The organism is Roseburia sp. 499 (genome assembly GCF_001940225.2).
Classification (GTDB): domain Bacteria; phylum Bacillota; class Clostridia; order Lachnospirales; family Lachnospiraceae; genus Petralouisia.
Window position 1 is genome coordinate 1746576 of record NZ_CP135164.1, and the last position, 16890, is coordinate 1763465.

The following is a 16890-nucleotide window of genomic DNA, read 5'->3' on the forward strand; positions in this document are numbered from 1 at the left end:
TTTATTCCTCTTCTATCTTCATTTTTATAATAAATGCCTTTTTATAATCCCCCTCTAAATCCTGCCGGAGCTGAATCACTCCGCCATGCATAGAAATAATCTTCTGCACAATACTTAATCCCAGTCCACTACCCCCTTTATTTGTTCTGGACTCATCTCCCATAACAAATGGATCAAAAATATAATCCGCTGTTTCTTTCGAAATCAAAACACCATTATCGCAGATTCGTATCTCTACACAGTCCTCTTCTGCCTTCATAATAATACCTACCTCTGTTTCGAAAGGATTATGCTTTATGGCATTATTTAACAAATTATTAATTGCTCTTTGAAACTGCACTCTATCTACACAAGAATATATGGGTTCCTCCGGTAGAAACACCTCTACTTCCATGTTCTTTGCTTCGAAATCCGTATACAAAGCCGCTACGCTTTCACGCAAAATCTCTGTAATATTCTCTCGTTTCTTTTTCAGTGCAAATCCCTCGCTATCCAGTTTAACATATTCAAATAATAATGTAATCAATCCACTCATCTGCATGGATTTATTATAAATCATCTGAAGATATTCCTGTTGCTTCTCCGTCTCTGCCACCTGTCCTCCTGCCAATGCACTGGCATATCCTGTCACCGTAGTCATAGGAGTTTTTAAATCATGGGCTACATCTGACAACAGCAGATTTCTCCTTCTATCGTATTCCTCTCTTTTTAACTGTTCTTCTTGTTCCAGTTCTACCACTTTTCTTGTAACCATTCTGCTAAACCAAATGGCTGACAATACATAGGGAAGTAACAATCCTAACATTAATAAAAGTAATACTGCCACAACTCCTGCAAAATATATCTGTTGTTCTCTTCCATTCATCTGTGCTGTCTGGCTCATTAGCTGACTTACAATATGCTTTCCTGCCCAATCATCCACAAAACTCCCCAACTGCCTTCCTATTCCGAAAGGAATTGCTCCCGCTAATCCATGTCCAAGTATCCATAAAATTCCTTTGCAAAAAGTAGTTAAGGATTCCCCTGCATTGACCCTAGTCATGAAAATATTGATTTTCATCGTACCCGCAAGCCACGGATAAACGATTTGATTATAGAAAATATTAATCAATACTTCACTGCTTGCTACAAACACTAAAATCAACAGAAACCTTTTTATCAAAAATCCTTTTAACTTATCGTTCTCTTTCATTCCTTCTCCATACGATATCCCAGTCCGCGAATTGTCTTTATGTAAGCATCATTTTCTTCTGAAAGTTTTGCACGCAACTTACTGATGCATACCATAATACTATTATCTGCCACAATATATTCTTCCCCCCAGCCTTCCTCAAAAAGCTGCTGTTTCGTAAACACCTTTCCCGGATTCTCCATAAACATACGCATAATCCGATATTCAACGGAAGTCAAATCTATCAAGGTATCGTTTTTATATACTGCGCATGCTTCTGTATCCAAACGCAAATCCTTAACCTTAAGTTCTTTTATTTCTTTTCCCTTTGCTCCCAAAGAATAGAACCGGCGAATATTAGAATTAATTCTCGCCATTGCTTCTAACGGGTTAAAAGGCTTTGACAAATAATCGTCAGCTCCCAAATCCAACCCCAGAATCTTATCTACATCCTGATTCTTCGCCGACAATATCATTACCGGAATATTACTGTTTTCCCGAATCCTTTTCAATACCTGATAGCCATCCATTCCAGGCATCATAATATCCAGCAACGCTAAATCTATTTCTTTCTTTTCCAGTAACTTCACCGCTTGTATCCCATCTTCTGCCTCTACTACCTGATAGCCATCCTTTTCCAAATACAAACGTAAAAGTTCACGAATCTCCTTTTCATCATCTGCAATCAACACTGTATATGCCATACTTCTCCCCCTTTCCTTACTGATTCTTTATTGCTTCGTAAAGAGCTGCCTCTGTCTGACATTCATAAGGACTTACATAAAAGATTCCAAGAACGCCAAGGGTAAGAATATTTAAAATATTCCATCCCAGGAATGACAAGTCCAGAACAAAAGATTTCCACTTATTTCCATACATCATTTTCTTACTTAAAGCAAATGCTTCCTTTTTATCCATTCCTGGATTCTCTGCCAGTATATATGGAATCATCTGATATTCATATGCCTTTATAATTCCCGGTATTATCAAAAGCAGCATCCACAAAAATGTATACAAATCTCGGAAGAACATCGTCTTCACATTACTTTTATATCCATTATCAAAAGCATAACACATTTCCCGCGCCTGTGCATCTTCTTTTAGATTTTTTAGAAAAAATCGCTTGCAGCCAATTTCCAACGGATTAAACACAAATACTTGCAATGGAATTATAATAATACCTACTACAATAATTGCAATCACTAAGATAATAACAAAGACTGCCATAACCACTGCATCACCAACTACATCATTCTTCTCTGTCACTGCATCCCCCATACTATGTCCCATACTATATCCCATATCATACGCAATACTCTCTTCACTATCCTGTGTTTCAGAATTACCGTTTCCACTAAACTTTTCTGTCAAAACACTTCCTCCTCCTAATGTTCCTATCACAAGCATCAAAACCAATGCCACCAGAACTGATTTCCAATAATTTGCCTGAAATCTTATTTTAGATTTTGTTTTTAATTCTTTTCTTGTCCACATAAGAACCTCTCCTTTTCTTTATCGTTCTCTTTGTTGTCCTTATCATATCGCCCGTTCCTTAAATGCGTTACCGCTTTTCCTTAAGATAACCTTAAAATACTGCCTTGTCAATTTTTCTCCTGAATGATAATATGAAAATAGATTATATTACAAAGGATACAGGGAGTTTTTTATGAGAGAAAAATTTATATGTTATGTAAAACCGCTTGGCTCACAACTTTTCATTTTCCTGAAATGGCTACTTTTTTCCGTATTATCAGGTATCATTGTTGGGGGAATCGGAACACTATTCCATTTCTGTATGACTTATGCTACTGACACACGCGGGAATTATCCGTGGTTAATTTTTTTCCTGCCCGTTGCAGGCATTTTTATCGTGGGCGCTTATCATCTCATGCGCGATGAAAGGGACACGGGAACCAATCTGGTACTTTCTGCCATTCATTCCGGAGAAAGTATCCCTCTAAAAATGGCCCCTCTTATCTTTATCTCTACGGTCCTGACTCATCTTTTCGGCGGTTCCGCAGGAAGAGAAGGTGCTGCTCTGCAACTTGGAGGCAGTATTGGCAATTCCCTTGGAAGAGTCTTTCGTTTTGACGAAAAAGATCAACACATCATGATTATGTGTGGTATGAGTGCAGCCTTTTCTGCACTTTTTGGTACTCCTATGGCCGCTGCCATTTTCTCTATGGAAGTAGTAAGTGTCGGCATTATGCATTACTCTGCCCTAGTTCCCTGTGTAATCTCATCTCTGATTGCCCATGGAATTGCTTTGCACTTTGGAATTATGCCGGAACAATTCACCATTGCGCAGTTTCCTGCCTTTTCCATAAAAAATGCCATTATCGTTGCATTTCTTGCCATACTTTGTGCTGTGGTGAGTGCATTTTTCTGTATTGCACTACACACCTCTGAGAAACTGCAAAAATGCTTTTTTCCCAATGCATACCTTCGCATCTTCATTGGAGGCATTCTGATTATTTTATTCACTCTGCTTGTAGGAAATCAGGATTACAATGGTGCCGGTATGTTTGTTATTGAACGTTGCTTTGACGGAACATGTGTTCCGTATGCTTTTTTACTTAAAATTCTCTTCACTGCCATCACGCTAGGTGCAGGATATAAAGGCGGAGAAATTGTTCCTTCCTTTTTCATTGGTGCTACCTTTGGTTTCACCTTTGGAAACATTCTCGGATTTTCTCCGGAGCTCTGTACTGCTGTAGCAATGGGTGCTGTCTTTTGCGGTGTTACCAACTGCCCCATCAGTTCTTTACTCATCTGCTTCGAACTGTTTGGCTTTGATGCAATGCCCTACTTCCTTTTGTCAATTGCATTGAGCTATATGCTGTCCGGCTATTATGGCTTATACCATAGCCAGAAAATTGTATACTCTAAATATAAAACAGAATTTATCAACCGAAAAACCCATTAAGGCTCAAATACCATGTCATAATTGATTTTTTGGTAAAAAGCCTCTTCTACCTTTAAATTTCCGCGGTTATTGCCTGCCAACATCCACATGGTTTTGGCAATAACTGCTTCTAAGGTCATATCATAGGACTCCAGAATACGACAGTCCTTTTTGATTTTATTTCCTACCTCATATACCGTCATATCACTGCCTTCATGGGCTACTTGAGTTGCCATGATAATTACCTTTTCCGGATACTTCTCATCCAATTCATAAAATACATCTGCAATGGAAGCCGGAATTCCCCCTACACCAAAACTCTCTATAATAATAGCATCATACTGTTCAAAAAAGAACTGCAAGCCTTTCGGCGAAATTCCAGGTATTAATTTCATCAAAAAAATATTTTCATTCATTTCTTCATAGAACGTAACCGGTTTCTGAAAAGGTACCGGTTCAATATATCGCATAATTCTGGACTCTTGAATTGTGGCAAGTGCCGGATAGTCAATGCTTTCAAATGCATTATAACTCTTAGACCGGATTTTCTTAGCTCTCGTACCGGCAATCACTTTTCCACCAAACACCATCTGAACTCCTTGTGATTTATCATCACTGGCATAACGAAAACTATCTAAGAGATTTGTTTTTGCATCTGTAATCTCTAAATCAATGGACTTTTGTGCTCCTGTCAATACCACCGGCTTTCTGGAATTTTGAATCATGTAGGAAAGGGCTGCTGCCGTATATGCCATGGTGTCTGTTCCATGTGCAATTACAAATCCATCATATAATTCATAATTTTCCCTTATAGTCTGAACTATCAATTTCCAATGTTTTGGCTCCATATTGGTACTATCTATATTACAAATCTGAATTGCCGCCGGCTCACAAAATTCATATACCATTGGAATATAGGACAAAATCTCTTCGGCCCGAATCAACGGAGTTAGACCATTTTCCGCTTTTAAAGACGCAATGGTTCCACCTGTAGCAATTAGTAAAATTTTCTTTTTCATATCTTGTAGTCCCTCCTGAAATACTATTTAACATAATAGTAAAATTTTTTAAAAATAGCAACCGTTTTTATCTTTTCTTGTCGTATTTTCATCTTGTTTTTTTCTTCCCCTAGGAGTATAATTCGATAAGTATTAAAGGTATTTTAATCGGGTATGGAGGAAAATTTATGAATTATGATTATTTATTGTATCTGGCTATTATTCTGCTAAGTACAAAAGTGTTAGGACTTGCTACCAGCAAGGCTCATATGCCACAAGTCGTAGGTGCTCTACTTGCCGGTTTAATTCTTGGACCTGCCTGCCTCAATTTAATTCAGGGAACTGAATTTTTAAGTCAGGTATCCGAAATTGGTGTTATTGTTCTGATGTTTATGGCTGGTCTGGAAACGGATACAGAGGAATTGAAAAAATCTGGTCTGGCTTCCTTTATCATCGCTTTGTTTGGTGTCATCGTTCCTTTATTGGGAGGCCTTGGAGTTGCCTATGCATGTAATGTTGCGTCCACAGACCTTCCTACCAGTAAACTGTTACAATATATTTTTATTGGTATTATTTTAACCGCAACTTCAGTAAGTATTACAGTTGAAACGTTAAAAGAACTTGGAAAAGTCTCCACGAAAGCTGGTACTGCTATTTTAGGCGCTGCGTTAATCGATGATATTCTTGGTATCATTGCACTTACATTGGTTACCAGCCTTGCTGACCCAAGTACCAATATTGGACTTGTATTACTAAAAATTGTTGGTTTCTTCGTATTTGCAATTGTTTTTGGCATTGTTTATGGAATTTTCTTTAAGAAATGGAACGCTATACATCTGGGATTAAAAAGACGTTATGTCGTAATAAGCTTTGCATTTTGTTTAATTATGGCATTCTGTGCAGAAGCTTTCTTCGGTGTTGCAGATATCACTGGTGCTTATGTGGCCGGACTTGTTATTAGTTACAGTAGTAAACGCGAATTCATCTATCACGAATTCGATACGGTATCCTATATGTTAGTTGCTCCTGTTTTCTTTGCAAGTATTGGTCTTAAAGTAGTACTTAGTTCCATGACTACTGACATTATTATCTTTACGATACTATTAGTTATTGTTGCAATTCTCACAAAAATTGTGGGTTGTGGACTTGGCGCTAAATTTATGGGGTATACCACTCAAGAATCGTTACAAATTGGTGTCGGCATGATTTCCCGTGGTGAAGTTGCATTGATTGTGGCAAATAAAGGTGAATCTTTAGGACTTATCAGCGATGAATTATATGCCCCTATTGTTGTTACTGTCGTAATTACCACAATTATTACACCAATTCTGTTAAAAGTTGTTTTCAAAGACAAAAAGAAAGTTGCAAATTAAATTTAACGAAACAAAATTCACGAAAAATAGGTCGCCCATGAACCCATAGGCGACCTATTTTCCTTCCTATTCTTCTATTCACTCTCTAGCACTTTTTCCTTTTCTTTTGACTTCATGTCTAACTTATTTTCGTACATTTTGATATCTGCCTGCTGATAGGTCTGAGCCAATGTGGTATTGGGACTGGATATTGCATATCCAATAGCAATACTGATTCTATGCTTATTATCCATTTCACAAGCTATACGCACTGCTTCAATATCCTTTTCCATCATTTCCGCAGAACACTCCGTGTAAATTGCAACAAACTCATCTCCGCCTGTACGATAAACATCTCTTGCATTCTTTAATTGCATTTTTAGCACATGCGCTGCTGAACGTATCAATTTATCGCCCGCTGCATGCCCAGACTTGTCATTCACAGATTTTAATCCATTTAAATCACATACAATAATACCAACTGTCATTCGTCCATTGCCGATGCTCTGCAAACGCTTCCCATAACATTCCATATCTTCATCAAAACAGTTTCTGTTCCTTACACCTGTCTCTATATCAGTATATGCCTTTTCCATAAACATTCTGGCCGGATTTTCCAAAGTAAAGAAAATACCCATGATTACAAAAGTTAAGGCAGCCCCAGTAAATAGTATTTCCGGTACAATAATCTGAACCGTCATGCATCCAAGCATAATAACGGACATTGCCGCCATAATACATTGCGTACTGCTTCTTATCTTTTTAACACCGATAATCAAAAACATTACAGCTACTATCGAAAATGTAAACGCAATTATGTATCCACCCCTTATGCAAGCCCCTGCGCTATAATTTGTTCCGTTTCCCTTCACATATTCAATTTCTAAAAATGGGGCTACTATTATGTATCCACCTACAATTACCTGACCAATTCGCTTTATAATCCTCACTTGCTTTTCTGCTATCCGCTGTTCAATTGTATATGCAAACAATTCATATGAAAACAAGATAGCAAAATAAATAAACAAAAGATGACATGCCTTATTTAAAGTTGCAGGTATTACATTTACCGAATTAACAGTATATACCGTAATTATATCAAAAATCACATGTCCCAATGCGTAACAACACATTCGGATAAATTGTACTGAATTATTTCTTTTAAAATACACTATACTATATATAAGTAAGGTAAATAGAATGATAGCACATACAACTTCTGCTCTCTCAATCATAATAATATTCATTATGCTTCCTCCGATGTAACAAATAGCTTATTTGTTCCATTATACTATATTTTTATAAAAAAAGAATATCCATTTCCTTAATTTTACCTTATTTTTACGCATCAAAAAAACAGCCCCAAGGCTGTTTTTTTTGATACTTTCACCACTCTTGTCCCCTCAATAATCATTGCTTATATCAAATTCTCAATTCCCTTACAAATTCGTTCTGCTACTTTTGTATTATTCATGGTATAAATATGTATTCCGTCTACATCATGTGCCAGCAAATCCACAATCTGATTTACTGCATAAGCTATTCCCGCATCAAATAATGCATCTTTATCATTCTCATACTTATTCATCATACATTGAAATTTTTCCGGTAAAGACGCACCACACAAAGTTACCATACGCTCTATTTGCGCCTTATTGATTACCGGCATAATTCCTGCTTCAATCGGAACATTGATTCCTGCCAACTTCGTCTTTTCCTGAAAAGAATAAAATATATTGTTATCAAAAAATAACTGGGAGATTAAATGGGTAGCACCAGCATCCACCTTCTCTTTTAAATGCTGAATATCTGCTACAATACTTTCTGCCTCTGTATGGCCCTCCGGATAGCAGGCTCCACATACATCAAAATCTCCATGTGCCTTGATATATTTCACCAAATCAGTTGCATAATGAAATTCCTTCTTTGGTTCAATATCCGGATTGCGATCTCCACGTAATGCCAGAACATTCTCTATCTCATTTTCCTTTAACTCTGCTAAAAGTTCATCCATCTCATTTTTACTGTAATTAAGACATGTTAAATGGACGATAGGGGTAATTCCGTACTCCTGTTTAATCTTCTTCGCCAGTGCTATTGTTTTATTATTCGTAGCACTTCCTCCTGCTCCAAAAGTTACGCTAATAAAATCAGGATTCAATCTGCTCAAAATCTCTAAAGTTCCATCTATATTTTTTAATTCCGTATCACGCTTTGGCGGAAATATTTCAAATGATATTACCGGTCTTTTTTCCCGAAACAAATTTTCTACTTTCATATTCTTCTCCTTTGCTCTGTTTCTCTCATTAACAAACATTATATCATTCTCTATAGCAATAAGGAATATCATAATTTTTATATCTAGTTATAGTTTTTGTCTATATCAATATTATTCCATTGCAACAGCAGCTTTTAATTTTTCAATATACATCTCACCAAATCGACTAAGTGTGGCATTTTTATGAGTAACATACCCAATACACATCTGTTCTCCTTCCACGTCCAATGGCAACGCTATAATATCCTTTCCATTCAATTCCTCACTGATAACACCACTACAAAGAGTATAACCGTTTAATCCAATTAACAGATTAAACAATGTTGCTCTATCGCTAACCTTTATAGATTTCTTATGCGGCAGAGTACTTAGTATTTCTTCTGCAAAATAAAAAGAATTGTAATCTCCCTGTTCAAAAGATAAACAAGGATAGTCTTCTAAATCCTCCAGTGTAATTTTCTTTTTCGTAACTAATGGATTATTTCTCCCCACGAACACATGTGGTTCTGCTGTAAACAGCTCCTGAAACTCCAGATTATTCTCCTTTAACATTTTTAGAATCACTTTGCGATTAAATTCATTCAAATACAAAATTCCTACTTCACTCGTAAGATTTTTTACATCTTCAATAATCTCATAAGTTCTTGTTTCCCGCAACATAAAATCATAATGTTCTGCATCATAAGCAGAAATCAAATCTACAAAGGCATTTACTGCAAAAGAATAATGTTGGGTAGAAACACTAAACTTTATTTTTGCCGGACTTTTTCCTAAATATTTTTCTTCCAACAACGATGCCTGCTCCACTACCTGTCTTGCATATCCCAAAAATTCTGCTCCGTCTGAAGATATGGTAATTCCTTTATTACTTCTTGTAAAAATACTGATTCCAATTTCCTTTTCCAATTCTTTCATTGCATTAGACAAACTTGGCTGTGAAATAAACAATTCCTTAGCCGCTTCGTTCATCGACTGGTTATCTGCCACTGTAATGGCATATTTTAACTGCTGTAATGTCATAACCCTGCTGCCTTCCTTTCTTTCTTGAATGACTGCTTTTTCAATTATACACCATTCTTTGCTTGGTCGCAATTTTATATAAACAAAGGAACTGCTCTGATAAATTCTCATTGTTTATTCTCATATATCGCCCCCTGCTTTTCTCTCTTTTGATAGAGTCACCCTTGTTCTGATATCATTATGGCAGGAAAACCTTATTATTTCTTCTAAAATTTCTTAAGTTTTCCCTATTATTGATACTCCTTCATTGACACCGGTCCCTCCAGCACTTGTCTTCCAATATATATAAGATTATCCTTTCGTACCTCCATACTCCATTTTACCAATGATAGTTCTCCTCCTTCTAATTCTATCGCGGTAATGCATCTTGGATGAACACAGCTTCCATCATTAAAATAAAACCCTTCTCCAGGTTTCGGAAATACCGGTCGATGTGTATGCCCTGCAATCAAAATTTTCTGATGTTCTTTCGCCCAATATTCCAGTTTCTTTTCTGTTTTCTCTTTTTTTCGATAGTTCTTTGCGGTACTGGTAGGATCGTTGCATCCCGCCAGTTCCAATCTTCGCCAAACATATCGCACCAGAAAACGAGTTACCTTCCACAATGTATCATTCCAGAAGTCTCCCTGATGTCCATGAACCAAAAATATCTCCTGTCCATCACAATTATCCTTTAATCGAATCGCCTCTTGCACCTTCATTCCCGGAAATAAATTGCGTTCTATTCCTTCGCTTTCGCAATAATAAGTATTACAAATCTTTCCTATAAATTCTTCCTGTTCCTTCTTCCTATCATGATTTCCATATATCATATAAAAACGATTTTCCCGATAGAATTCTGACATCAGCCAGAACTGATTGCTATGTGTTCGTACAATTTCTCCTATTTTCCGATTTTCCCATAATTCATCGCCATCTCCCAGTTCAATATAGGTGAACTTGCGACGATAATAATACTGCAATGCTGCAAAAAACAAATTCTGATTAGGCTGAAAATTATCGCCCCAGTTTCCAATCCCTCTATGACAATCGCTCATAAAAACAAATCGACTGTTAGAATGAATCGGAAGACATGGGGCATTTTCATAAGCTTTCTCTAATTTTTCCCAAGTTCTGTTCATTTCCTGCCAGACCCGATTCTTCCCATTTTCAAAATCAATCGAAAAATTCCGGGGTATGCCTGCATCAGATAATCCAATTTATCTATAGTTCGTTCAAAACATCTGGTTACTCTACAATATAACCTGCAATCATAGCGGTTCTGCCATTGTGCCAGCTTTTTACGGCATTTTCGCTTGGACGGCTGTTTCGTCTTTGGTACTGCAAATCGAAATTCCACACGATTGCACCAGATATGAAGATTATCCGGCAAATATCCTGCACGGTAGCATCCTCGCACAAAGGCATCCAGCATATCTGAATCTGTAAAACTTATAGATACTTCCAACATTAATTCCCCCGGGTAAGAAAACTCGCCTAATCGAAATCCTGTAAGCCACCAATGAACTTTTCCCTGCCGAAACAATTTCTTTCCGTTTTTCCACAAAGTAATATTCATAAGCAGTTGGTCTTTCTCCGATGCAGCATGATAAAAGACCTGTTCCGGCTCTTTCTCTGAAAGTTCCGCTGTATAAATTCCAACCTCTGCACCTGTGGTAATACCATACTGCCCTTTCCACAGTTCAATCAAAAACAAACGGTTATCGTATTCAAAATAAATTGGCTCACAATCAATCACCATATTCATAGACGGAGCCATTTCATCATATATTTTCCCGTATCCCATTTTTCTTTGCCATGCATTCTCTAAGGAATAAAAAATGTCCTTTTGTAAATCATAGGCAAATCCAAATCCTTTTAATGCATCATTGATATCTCTTAATTTTTCCTCATCACTTCTACACTTTACACTGTGTTTTGCCTTTTTGTGACGATGGTATCGAAGACAACAAATAATAACCATCAACAAAATCACCAGTGCAATACATCCACAAATAATATATTCGATATTCATATCCTCTCCATCCCTTCTGTTCTATCACTATTAATATATTCAGAAGGGACTAGAGAGTTCGTTTTTAAGACTTCCTATGTAACTTTTCTCTTATCCATCGAATCAACTGATTTTCAAAAAAACTTAACAAACTGAATCCATAAATCATCAGGATTCCAACACCAGTAATTCCTGTAGTCTGAAAGAGACTTTCAAAAACCGGAATCAGAAGCACCAGATTCAGCAATACAAATCCAATCATAAATGCTCCATTCATATAGGTATTATTCCACATCTTTCCACTGCCTAATACCGGCTGTTTTCCTTTGCAGGTATATCCATGCAAAAGTCTGGAAAGACAGAGCACACCAAAAGCATAGACACTAGCTCCTCCTATGATAAACGCTGCCATAGTATTCACCGCAATGACAGTTCCTTCTATCAGAATATTTCTCATAAAAGCCTTTGTCATAATTCCTTCCTTAGCAGGTCTTGGTTTCTCCTTCATTACCTCTCTGGAATGAGGTTCCATTCCAAGAGCTACCGCTGGTAACGAGTCTGTTAATAAATTAATAAACAATAAATGTACCGGTGCAAACGGAAGCGACATTCCTGCCAGACAGGCAGCAAGCACGCTGAGAATTCCTGCCATATTTCCTGACAAAAGAAATCCAATAGACTTTTTGATATTTTCATAAATATTTCTTCCGCTCTCTACTGCCTTTACGATTGTTGCGAAGTTATCATCTGCTAAAATCATATCGGAAGCTTCCTTCGCTGCCTCTGTACCGGATTTTCCCATGGCTACTCCCACGTCTGCCTTTTTTAATGCCGGTGCATCATTGACACCGTCTCCGGTCATTGACGTAATCATGCCAAGCTTTTGCCACGCCCGTACAATGCGAATCTTATGTTCCGGGGAAACTCTGGCATATACCCTGGTGGTCTTTACCTTTTCCATCAGCTCCTCATCACTGATTTTCTCGAGTTCTGTTCCTGTCATTACCCCTTGTGGATCTCCATCACGCAAAATTCCAATTTCTTTTGCAATGGCTGCTGCAGTCTGCGGATGATCTCCGGTAATCATAACTGTTTTGATGCCTGCCTGTGTACAAAGAGTTACTGCCTCTTTTGATTCCTCTCTTGGTGGATCTGCCATAGCCATTATTCCTAAGAAGCATAAATTTTCCTCCTGCATTTTTCCATCCTTCGCTTTTCGCGCTGCAAAGGCAAGTACACGAAGTCCTTTTTCAGAAAATCCCTGATTGGTTTCCTGAATCTTTTCTATATCATGCTGCGTTATGCTTCTTACTTCTCCCTTTTCCAATACCAAGGTCAAACGACTCAACAGTACATCTGCCGCACCTTTCGTAATCGTAAAGTCCTCTGCGCCTTCCTGACTGCACAATACAGTCATCAATTTTCGTTCAGAATCAAAGGGAATAGATGATATTCTTGCAAATTGCTTTCGCACCTGTTCCACACTTCCTGCCTCTTTTTTCTCTGCAAAGCTTAACAAAGCGGTCTCCGTAGGGTCTCCTATCTGTTTTTCTCCTTCTATTACCGCATCATTACAAAGGATGCCTGCGTACATCAGAGTTTCCTTCTCTTGGCAGTCAAATGTAAATCTTCCGGTTACTGTCATCCTATTCTGTGTTAATGTTCCGGTCTTATCCGTACAAATCACCGATACACTCCCCAGACTTTCTACAGATGCCAATTTACGCACAATGGCATTCTCTTTTGCCATCTTTCTAGTGCAAAATGCCAGTACAATCGTAACAATAGAACTTAACGCCTCCGGAATCGCTGCTACGGCAAGAGCTACGGCAAATAAAAATGCATCCGGTAAGTTTTCCCCCTGCCATGCACTGACACCAAAGACCAACGCACAAATTCCCATTATAACAAAGGAAAGTTTTTTCCCAAAATCGTCCAGACTTATCTGCAAAGGTGTTTTCTTCTCTTCTGCTGTTTGAACCAGATTAGCAATTTTCCCCACCTCTGTATCCATTCCGGTTCGGATTACCTCATATTTTCCTCTTCCTGTATTTACAATACATCCAGAGTAAACCATAGATTTTTCTACGTCCTTCGCACTTTTTTCCACACCAATACTTTCTCCGGTAAGGGCACTTTCATTTACTGTAACTGCCTCTGCTTCTATCAAAATTCCATCGGCACACAATGCATCCCCTGCCTCAAATAAAACAATATCTCCCGGTACCAGTTCTCTTCCTTTTATTACAGTTACCGTTTCATCTCGCATTGCTTTTACACAAGGACTTGTAAGTTTTTTTAAGCCTTCCAGAGACTGCTCTGCCTTTTTCTGCTGCACCGTTCCCAAAACAGCATTCATAATAATTACCGACAATATTACCAATGCACTTTCTAAATCTCCTAACATCAAAGAAATAATAGATGCTACAATCAAAAGTCCTACCAAAAAATCTTTGAACTGTAACAAAAAAATTACCACGACACTTTGTTTTTTCTTTTCCGCCAACTCATTATAACCATATTCCTTTAGCCTTTCTTGAGCCTCCAACGTAGAAAGCCCTTTTCTTTTTTCTTTCATTCTGTTCCTCCTTCATAATTATGCACAAAAAAGCAGCGAGGCTTTTTTGTAACATGTTTTTTGTCACAAAAAAGTCTCGCTGCTTACGTTGTTTACCGGATTCCTCGAATCGTATTGACGATAAAACACAAGCCTTTGGCTCCAGCTACTCCCTTTTTCTGTTTTTATTATATCTGACTCAATCATCAGACACAAGTTAAGATACTGTAAAGATTATGCCTCAAATAATTCATTTGCATATCGTACAGAGCCCATAGCATCCTTAGAATAGAAGTCTGCGCCTATCATATCTGCATAAGTCTGAGTCAGAACAGCCCCTCCTACCATTACCTTACACTCCGGCACTTCTTCCTTTAACATCTTTATGGTCGTTTCCATATTCACTACCGTGGTAGTCATCAACGCACTTAATCCCACCAGCTTTACATTGTTTTCTTTTACAGCTTCTACTACTGTTTCCGGTGGAACATCCTTACCTAGGTCTATCACATTAAATCCATAATTTTCCAGTAATACCTTTACAATATTTTTTCCAATATCATGAATATCACCTTTTACAGTAGCAATAACAATAGTTCCCTTAGAAGCCGAAGCATCTCCCTTTGCCTGTAAAAATTCTTTGATTGCATCAAATCCTGCCTTTGCTGCATCAGCACTCATTAATAACTGTGGCAGGAATACAGTCTTTTTCTCAAATCCCTGACCCACTTTGTCTAATGCAGGTATCAGCTCTTCATCAATCACTGCCAAAGGTTCTCTGGTTTCTAATTCCTTCTTTGCCGCCTGATATGCACTGTCAATCAAACCTCTTACTACCGCATCGTAAAGAGTTACTTCCTTTTTATCTGCTGCCTTTTTGGGTGCATCTGCCTGCTGTGAATAAATATTGATATAATCCGTACACTGAGTATCACTGCCATTCAATGCACAATAGGAATGATATGCTGCCATCATTTTCTCACTGTTTGGATTGATAATTCCGGCACTTAATCCACGGGATAATGCAATGGTATAAAATGCTGTATTTACCAATTCACGCTGCGGCAATCCAAAGGATACATTAGATACTCCAAGTGTCGTATGCACTCCCAAAGTATTCCGCACATAGTCCAAAGCATCTAACGTTATCTTGGCATTCTCCTGTCCGGTACTAATGGTCATACACAAGGTATCCATCAACAAATCCTTTTTCTGGATACCATAGCGCTCTGCTTCCGCAATGATGCGCTTTGCAATCTCAATTCTTCCCTCAGCAGTCTCCGGAATTCCGTTCTCATCCAGAGTAAGACATACTACCATTCCGCCATACTTTGCCACCAATGGGAAAACTGCATCCATAGACTCCTGTTTTCCGTTGACTGAGTTAATAAGTGGTTTTCCATTATACAGGCGCATTCCCTGTTCCATAGCCTCCATATCTGAGGTGTCTATCTGCAACGGCAAATCTGTAATTCCCTGAAGTCCTGTCAATACTGACTTCATCATAGCTACCTCATCGATTTCCGGCAATCCCACATTAACATCCAAAATATGTGCTCCCATATCCTGCTGTGCCAGTGCCTCTTTATAAATGTATTCTAAATCATTTTCCCGCAACGCTTGTTTTAATCTAGACTTTCCGGTTGGGTTAATACGCTCGCCAATAATCTTTGGTCTGCTATCTAATACAACTGCATGGGTATAGGATGATACTACAGAACGTCCCTTATCTGTAATCTCTAATGGTTTCTTTCCCTTACATTTTTCTACCAGTGCCTTAATATGTGCCGGTGTGGTTCCACAACATCCACCCATCACAGAAATTCCCTCATCTGCAATTTCAGTCATAATACTTGCAAATTCCTCTGGTCCTACATGGAAACAAGTCTTTCCATCTACCACTACCGGAAGTCCTGCATTGGGATTTACCACAATTGGAAGAGAACATACTTCCCGTAACTTTGGAAGAAATTCCTTCATAACATCAGGACCAAATCCACAGTTCAGACCTATGGCATCTACACGAAGTCCCTCTAACATGGCCACAGCGGCTTCCATATCTGCTCCGGTCAAAAGTTTCCCACCTTCATCAAATACCATAGTAACAACGATAGGTAGATTTGTATTTTCCTTTGCTGCCAACACTGCTGCCTTAATCTCGTAAGTATCATTCATCGTCTCAATAAGACACAGATCGGCGCCTGCCTGTTCGCCGGCAATACATACCGGCTTAAATGCTTCATATGCCTCTTCAAAAGGCAAATCTCCTAATGGTTCTAACAGCTTTCCCAGAGAGCCAATATCCAATGCCGTATATGCCTTTTTACCGGTTTCCTGAATTGCTCTTTTTACCAATTCAATTCCTTTTTTCGTCAGTTCCTCACAAGTAAACCCGGTGCCTTCCATTTTAAACGGATTAATGCCAAAGGTATTTGCCTTTACAATATCACATCCAGCCTCCAAATATTGCTTATGCACATCTAATATTACCTCCTCATGAGTCATATTCCAAAGTTCCGGTATCTCTCCTGTTTGTAATCCTCGTGCCTGAAGCATGGTTCCCATTGCTCCATCAAAAAATAAAATTTCTTTTCCTAAACGTTCTTTCAATTCCAT

At 38.2% G+C, this 16890-nt stretch carries 13 protein-coding genes; 2 read left to right on the forward strand and 11 right to left on the reverse strand.

The window, feature by feature from the left end:
* Window position 1: 1 nt before the first annotated feature.
* The 3 genes from BIV20_RS08715 to BIV20_RS08725 are packed head-to-tail and all read right to left on the reverse strand — an operon-like array spanning window position 2 to window position 2665.
* On the reverse strand, window positions 2-1192 hold the full coding sequence (locus BIV20_RS08715) for a sensor histidine kinase (RefSeq protein ID WP_075720123.1): 1191 nt from the start codon (window positions 1190-1192) through the stop codon (window positions 2-4).
* Window positions 1189-1875: a response regulator transcription factor gene (locus tag BIV20_RS08720; RefSeq protein ID WP_075720125.1), complete on the reverse strand. Its 687-nt coding sequence runs from the start codon at window positions 1873-1875 to the stop codon at window positions 1189-1191. The genes BIV20_RS08715 and BIV20_RS08720 overlap by 4 nt, the downstream gene beginning before the upstream one ends.
* Window positions 1876-1891: 16 nt before the next feature.
* Window positions 1892-2665, reverse strand: a complete 774-nt coding sequence (locus BIV20_RS08725; RefSeq protein WP_075720128.1) for a DUF975 family protein — start codon at window positions 2663-2665, stop codon at window positions 1892-1894.
* 172 nt (window positions 2666-2837) lie between these two features.
* Between BIV20_RS08725 and BIV20_RS08730 the strand changes: the two genes are divergently transcribed.
* The gene (locus tag BIV20_RS08730) at window positions 2838-4097 is read left to right on the forward strand and encodes a chloride channel protein (protein WP_075720130.1); all 1260 of its coding nucleotides are present in this window, start codon (window positions 2838-2840) and stop codon (window positions 4095-4097) included.
* On the opposite strand, the gene BIV20_RS08735 is transcribed toward BIV20_RS08730, so the two are convergent.
* Window positions 4094-5095: an asparaginase gene (locus BIV20_RS08735; protein WP_075720132.1), complete on the reverse strand. Its 1002-nt coding sequence runs from the start codon at window positions 5093-5095 to the stop codon at window positions 4094-4096. The genes BIV20_RS08730 and BIV20_RS08735 overlap by 4 nt on opposite strands.
* 167 nt (window positions 5096-5262) lie before the next feature.
* Here BIV20_RS08735 and BIV20_RS08740 point away from each other — a divergent pair, with 167 nt between their 5' ends.
* On the forward strand, window positions 5263-6447 hold the full coding sequence (locus BIV20_RS08740; protein ID WP_075720134.1) for a cation:proton antiporter: 1185 nt from the start codon (window positions 5263-5265) through the stop codon (window positions 6445-6447).
* Between the two features lie 74 nt (window positions 6448-6521).
* Here BIV20_RS08740 and BIV20_RS08745 read toward each other — a convergent pair whose 3' ends face one another.
* The 7 genes from BIV20_RS08745 to BIV20_RS08775 all read right to left on the reverse strand — a co-directional run bounded on the left by BIV20_RS08745 (window position 6522) and on the right by BIV20_RS08775 (window position 16890).
* Window positions 6522-7673, reverse strand: a complete 1152-nt coding sequence (locus BIV20_RS08745; RefSeq protein ID WP_075720136.1) for a GGDEF domain-containing protein — start codon at window positions 7671-7673, stop codon at window positions 6522-6524.
* A gap of 170 nt (window positions 7674-7843) precedes the next feature.
* Entirely contained in the window at window positions 7844-8704 is an 861-nt protein-coding gene (metF, locus tag BIV20_RS08750; RefSeq protein WP_075720560.1) for a methylenetetrahydrofolate reductase [NAD(P)H], read from the reverse strand.
* A 111-nt stretch (window positions 8705-8815) separates the two neighbouring features.
* Complete coding sequence (locus BIV20_RS08755) at window positions 8816-9724, reverse strand: LysR family transcriptional regulator (RefSeq protein WP_075720562.1); 909 nt, start codon at window positions 9722-9724, stop codon at window positions 8816-8818.
* 230 nt (window positions 9725-9954) lie between these two features.
* Window positions 9955-10845: a metallophosphoesterase gene (locus BIV20_RS08760; protein ID WP_075720138.1), complete on the reverse strand. Its 891-nt coding sequence runs from the start codon at window positions 10843-10845 to the stop codon at window positions 9955-9957.
* A complete protein-coding gene (locus BIV20_RS08765) occupies window positions 10842-11738 on the reverse strand; it encodes a DUF4474 domain-containing protein (RefSeq protein WP_075720140.1) in 897 nt (298 codons plus the stop codon). The genes BIV20_RS08760 and BIV20_RS08765 overlap by 4 nt, the downstream gene beginning before the upstream one ends.
* A gap of 64 nt (window positions 11739-11802) precedes the next feature.
* On the reverse strand, window positions 11803-14295 hold the full coding sequence (locus tag BIV20_RS08770; protein WP_075720142.1) for a cation-translocating P-type ATPase: 2493 nt from the start codon (window positions 14293-14295) through the stop codon (window positions 11803-11805).
* A 213-nt stretch (window positions 14296-14508) separates the two neighbouring features.
* Window positions 14509-16890, reverse strand: coding sequence for a homocysteine S-methyltransferase family protein (locus BIV20_RS08775; protein ID WP_075720144.1), 2382 nt, complete (start codon window positions 16888-16890; stop codon window positions 14509-14511).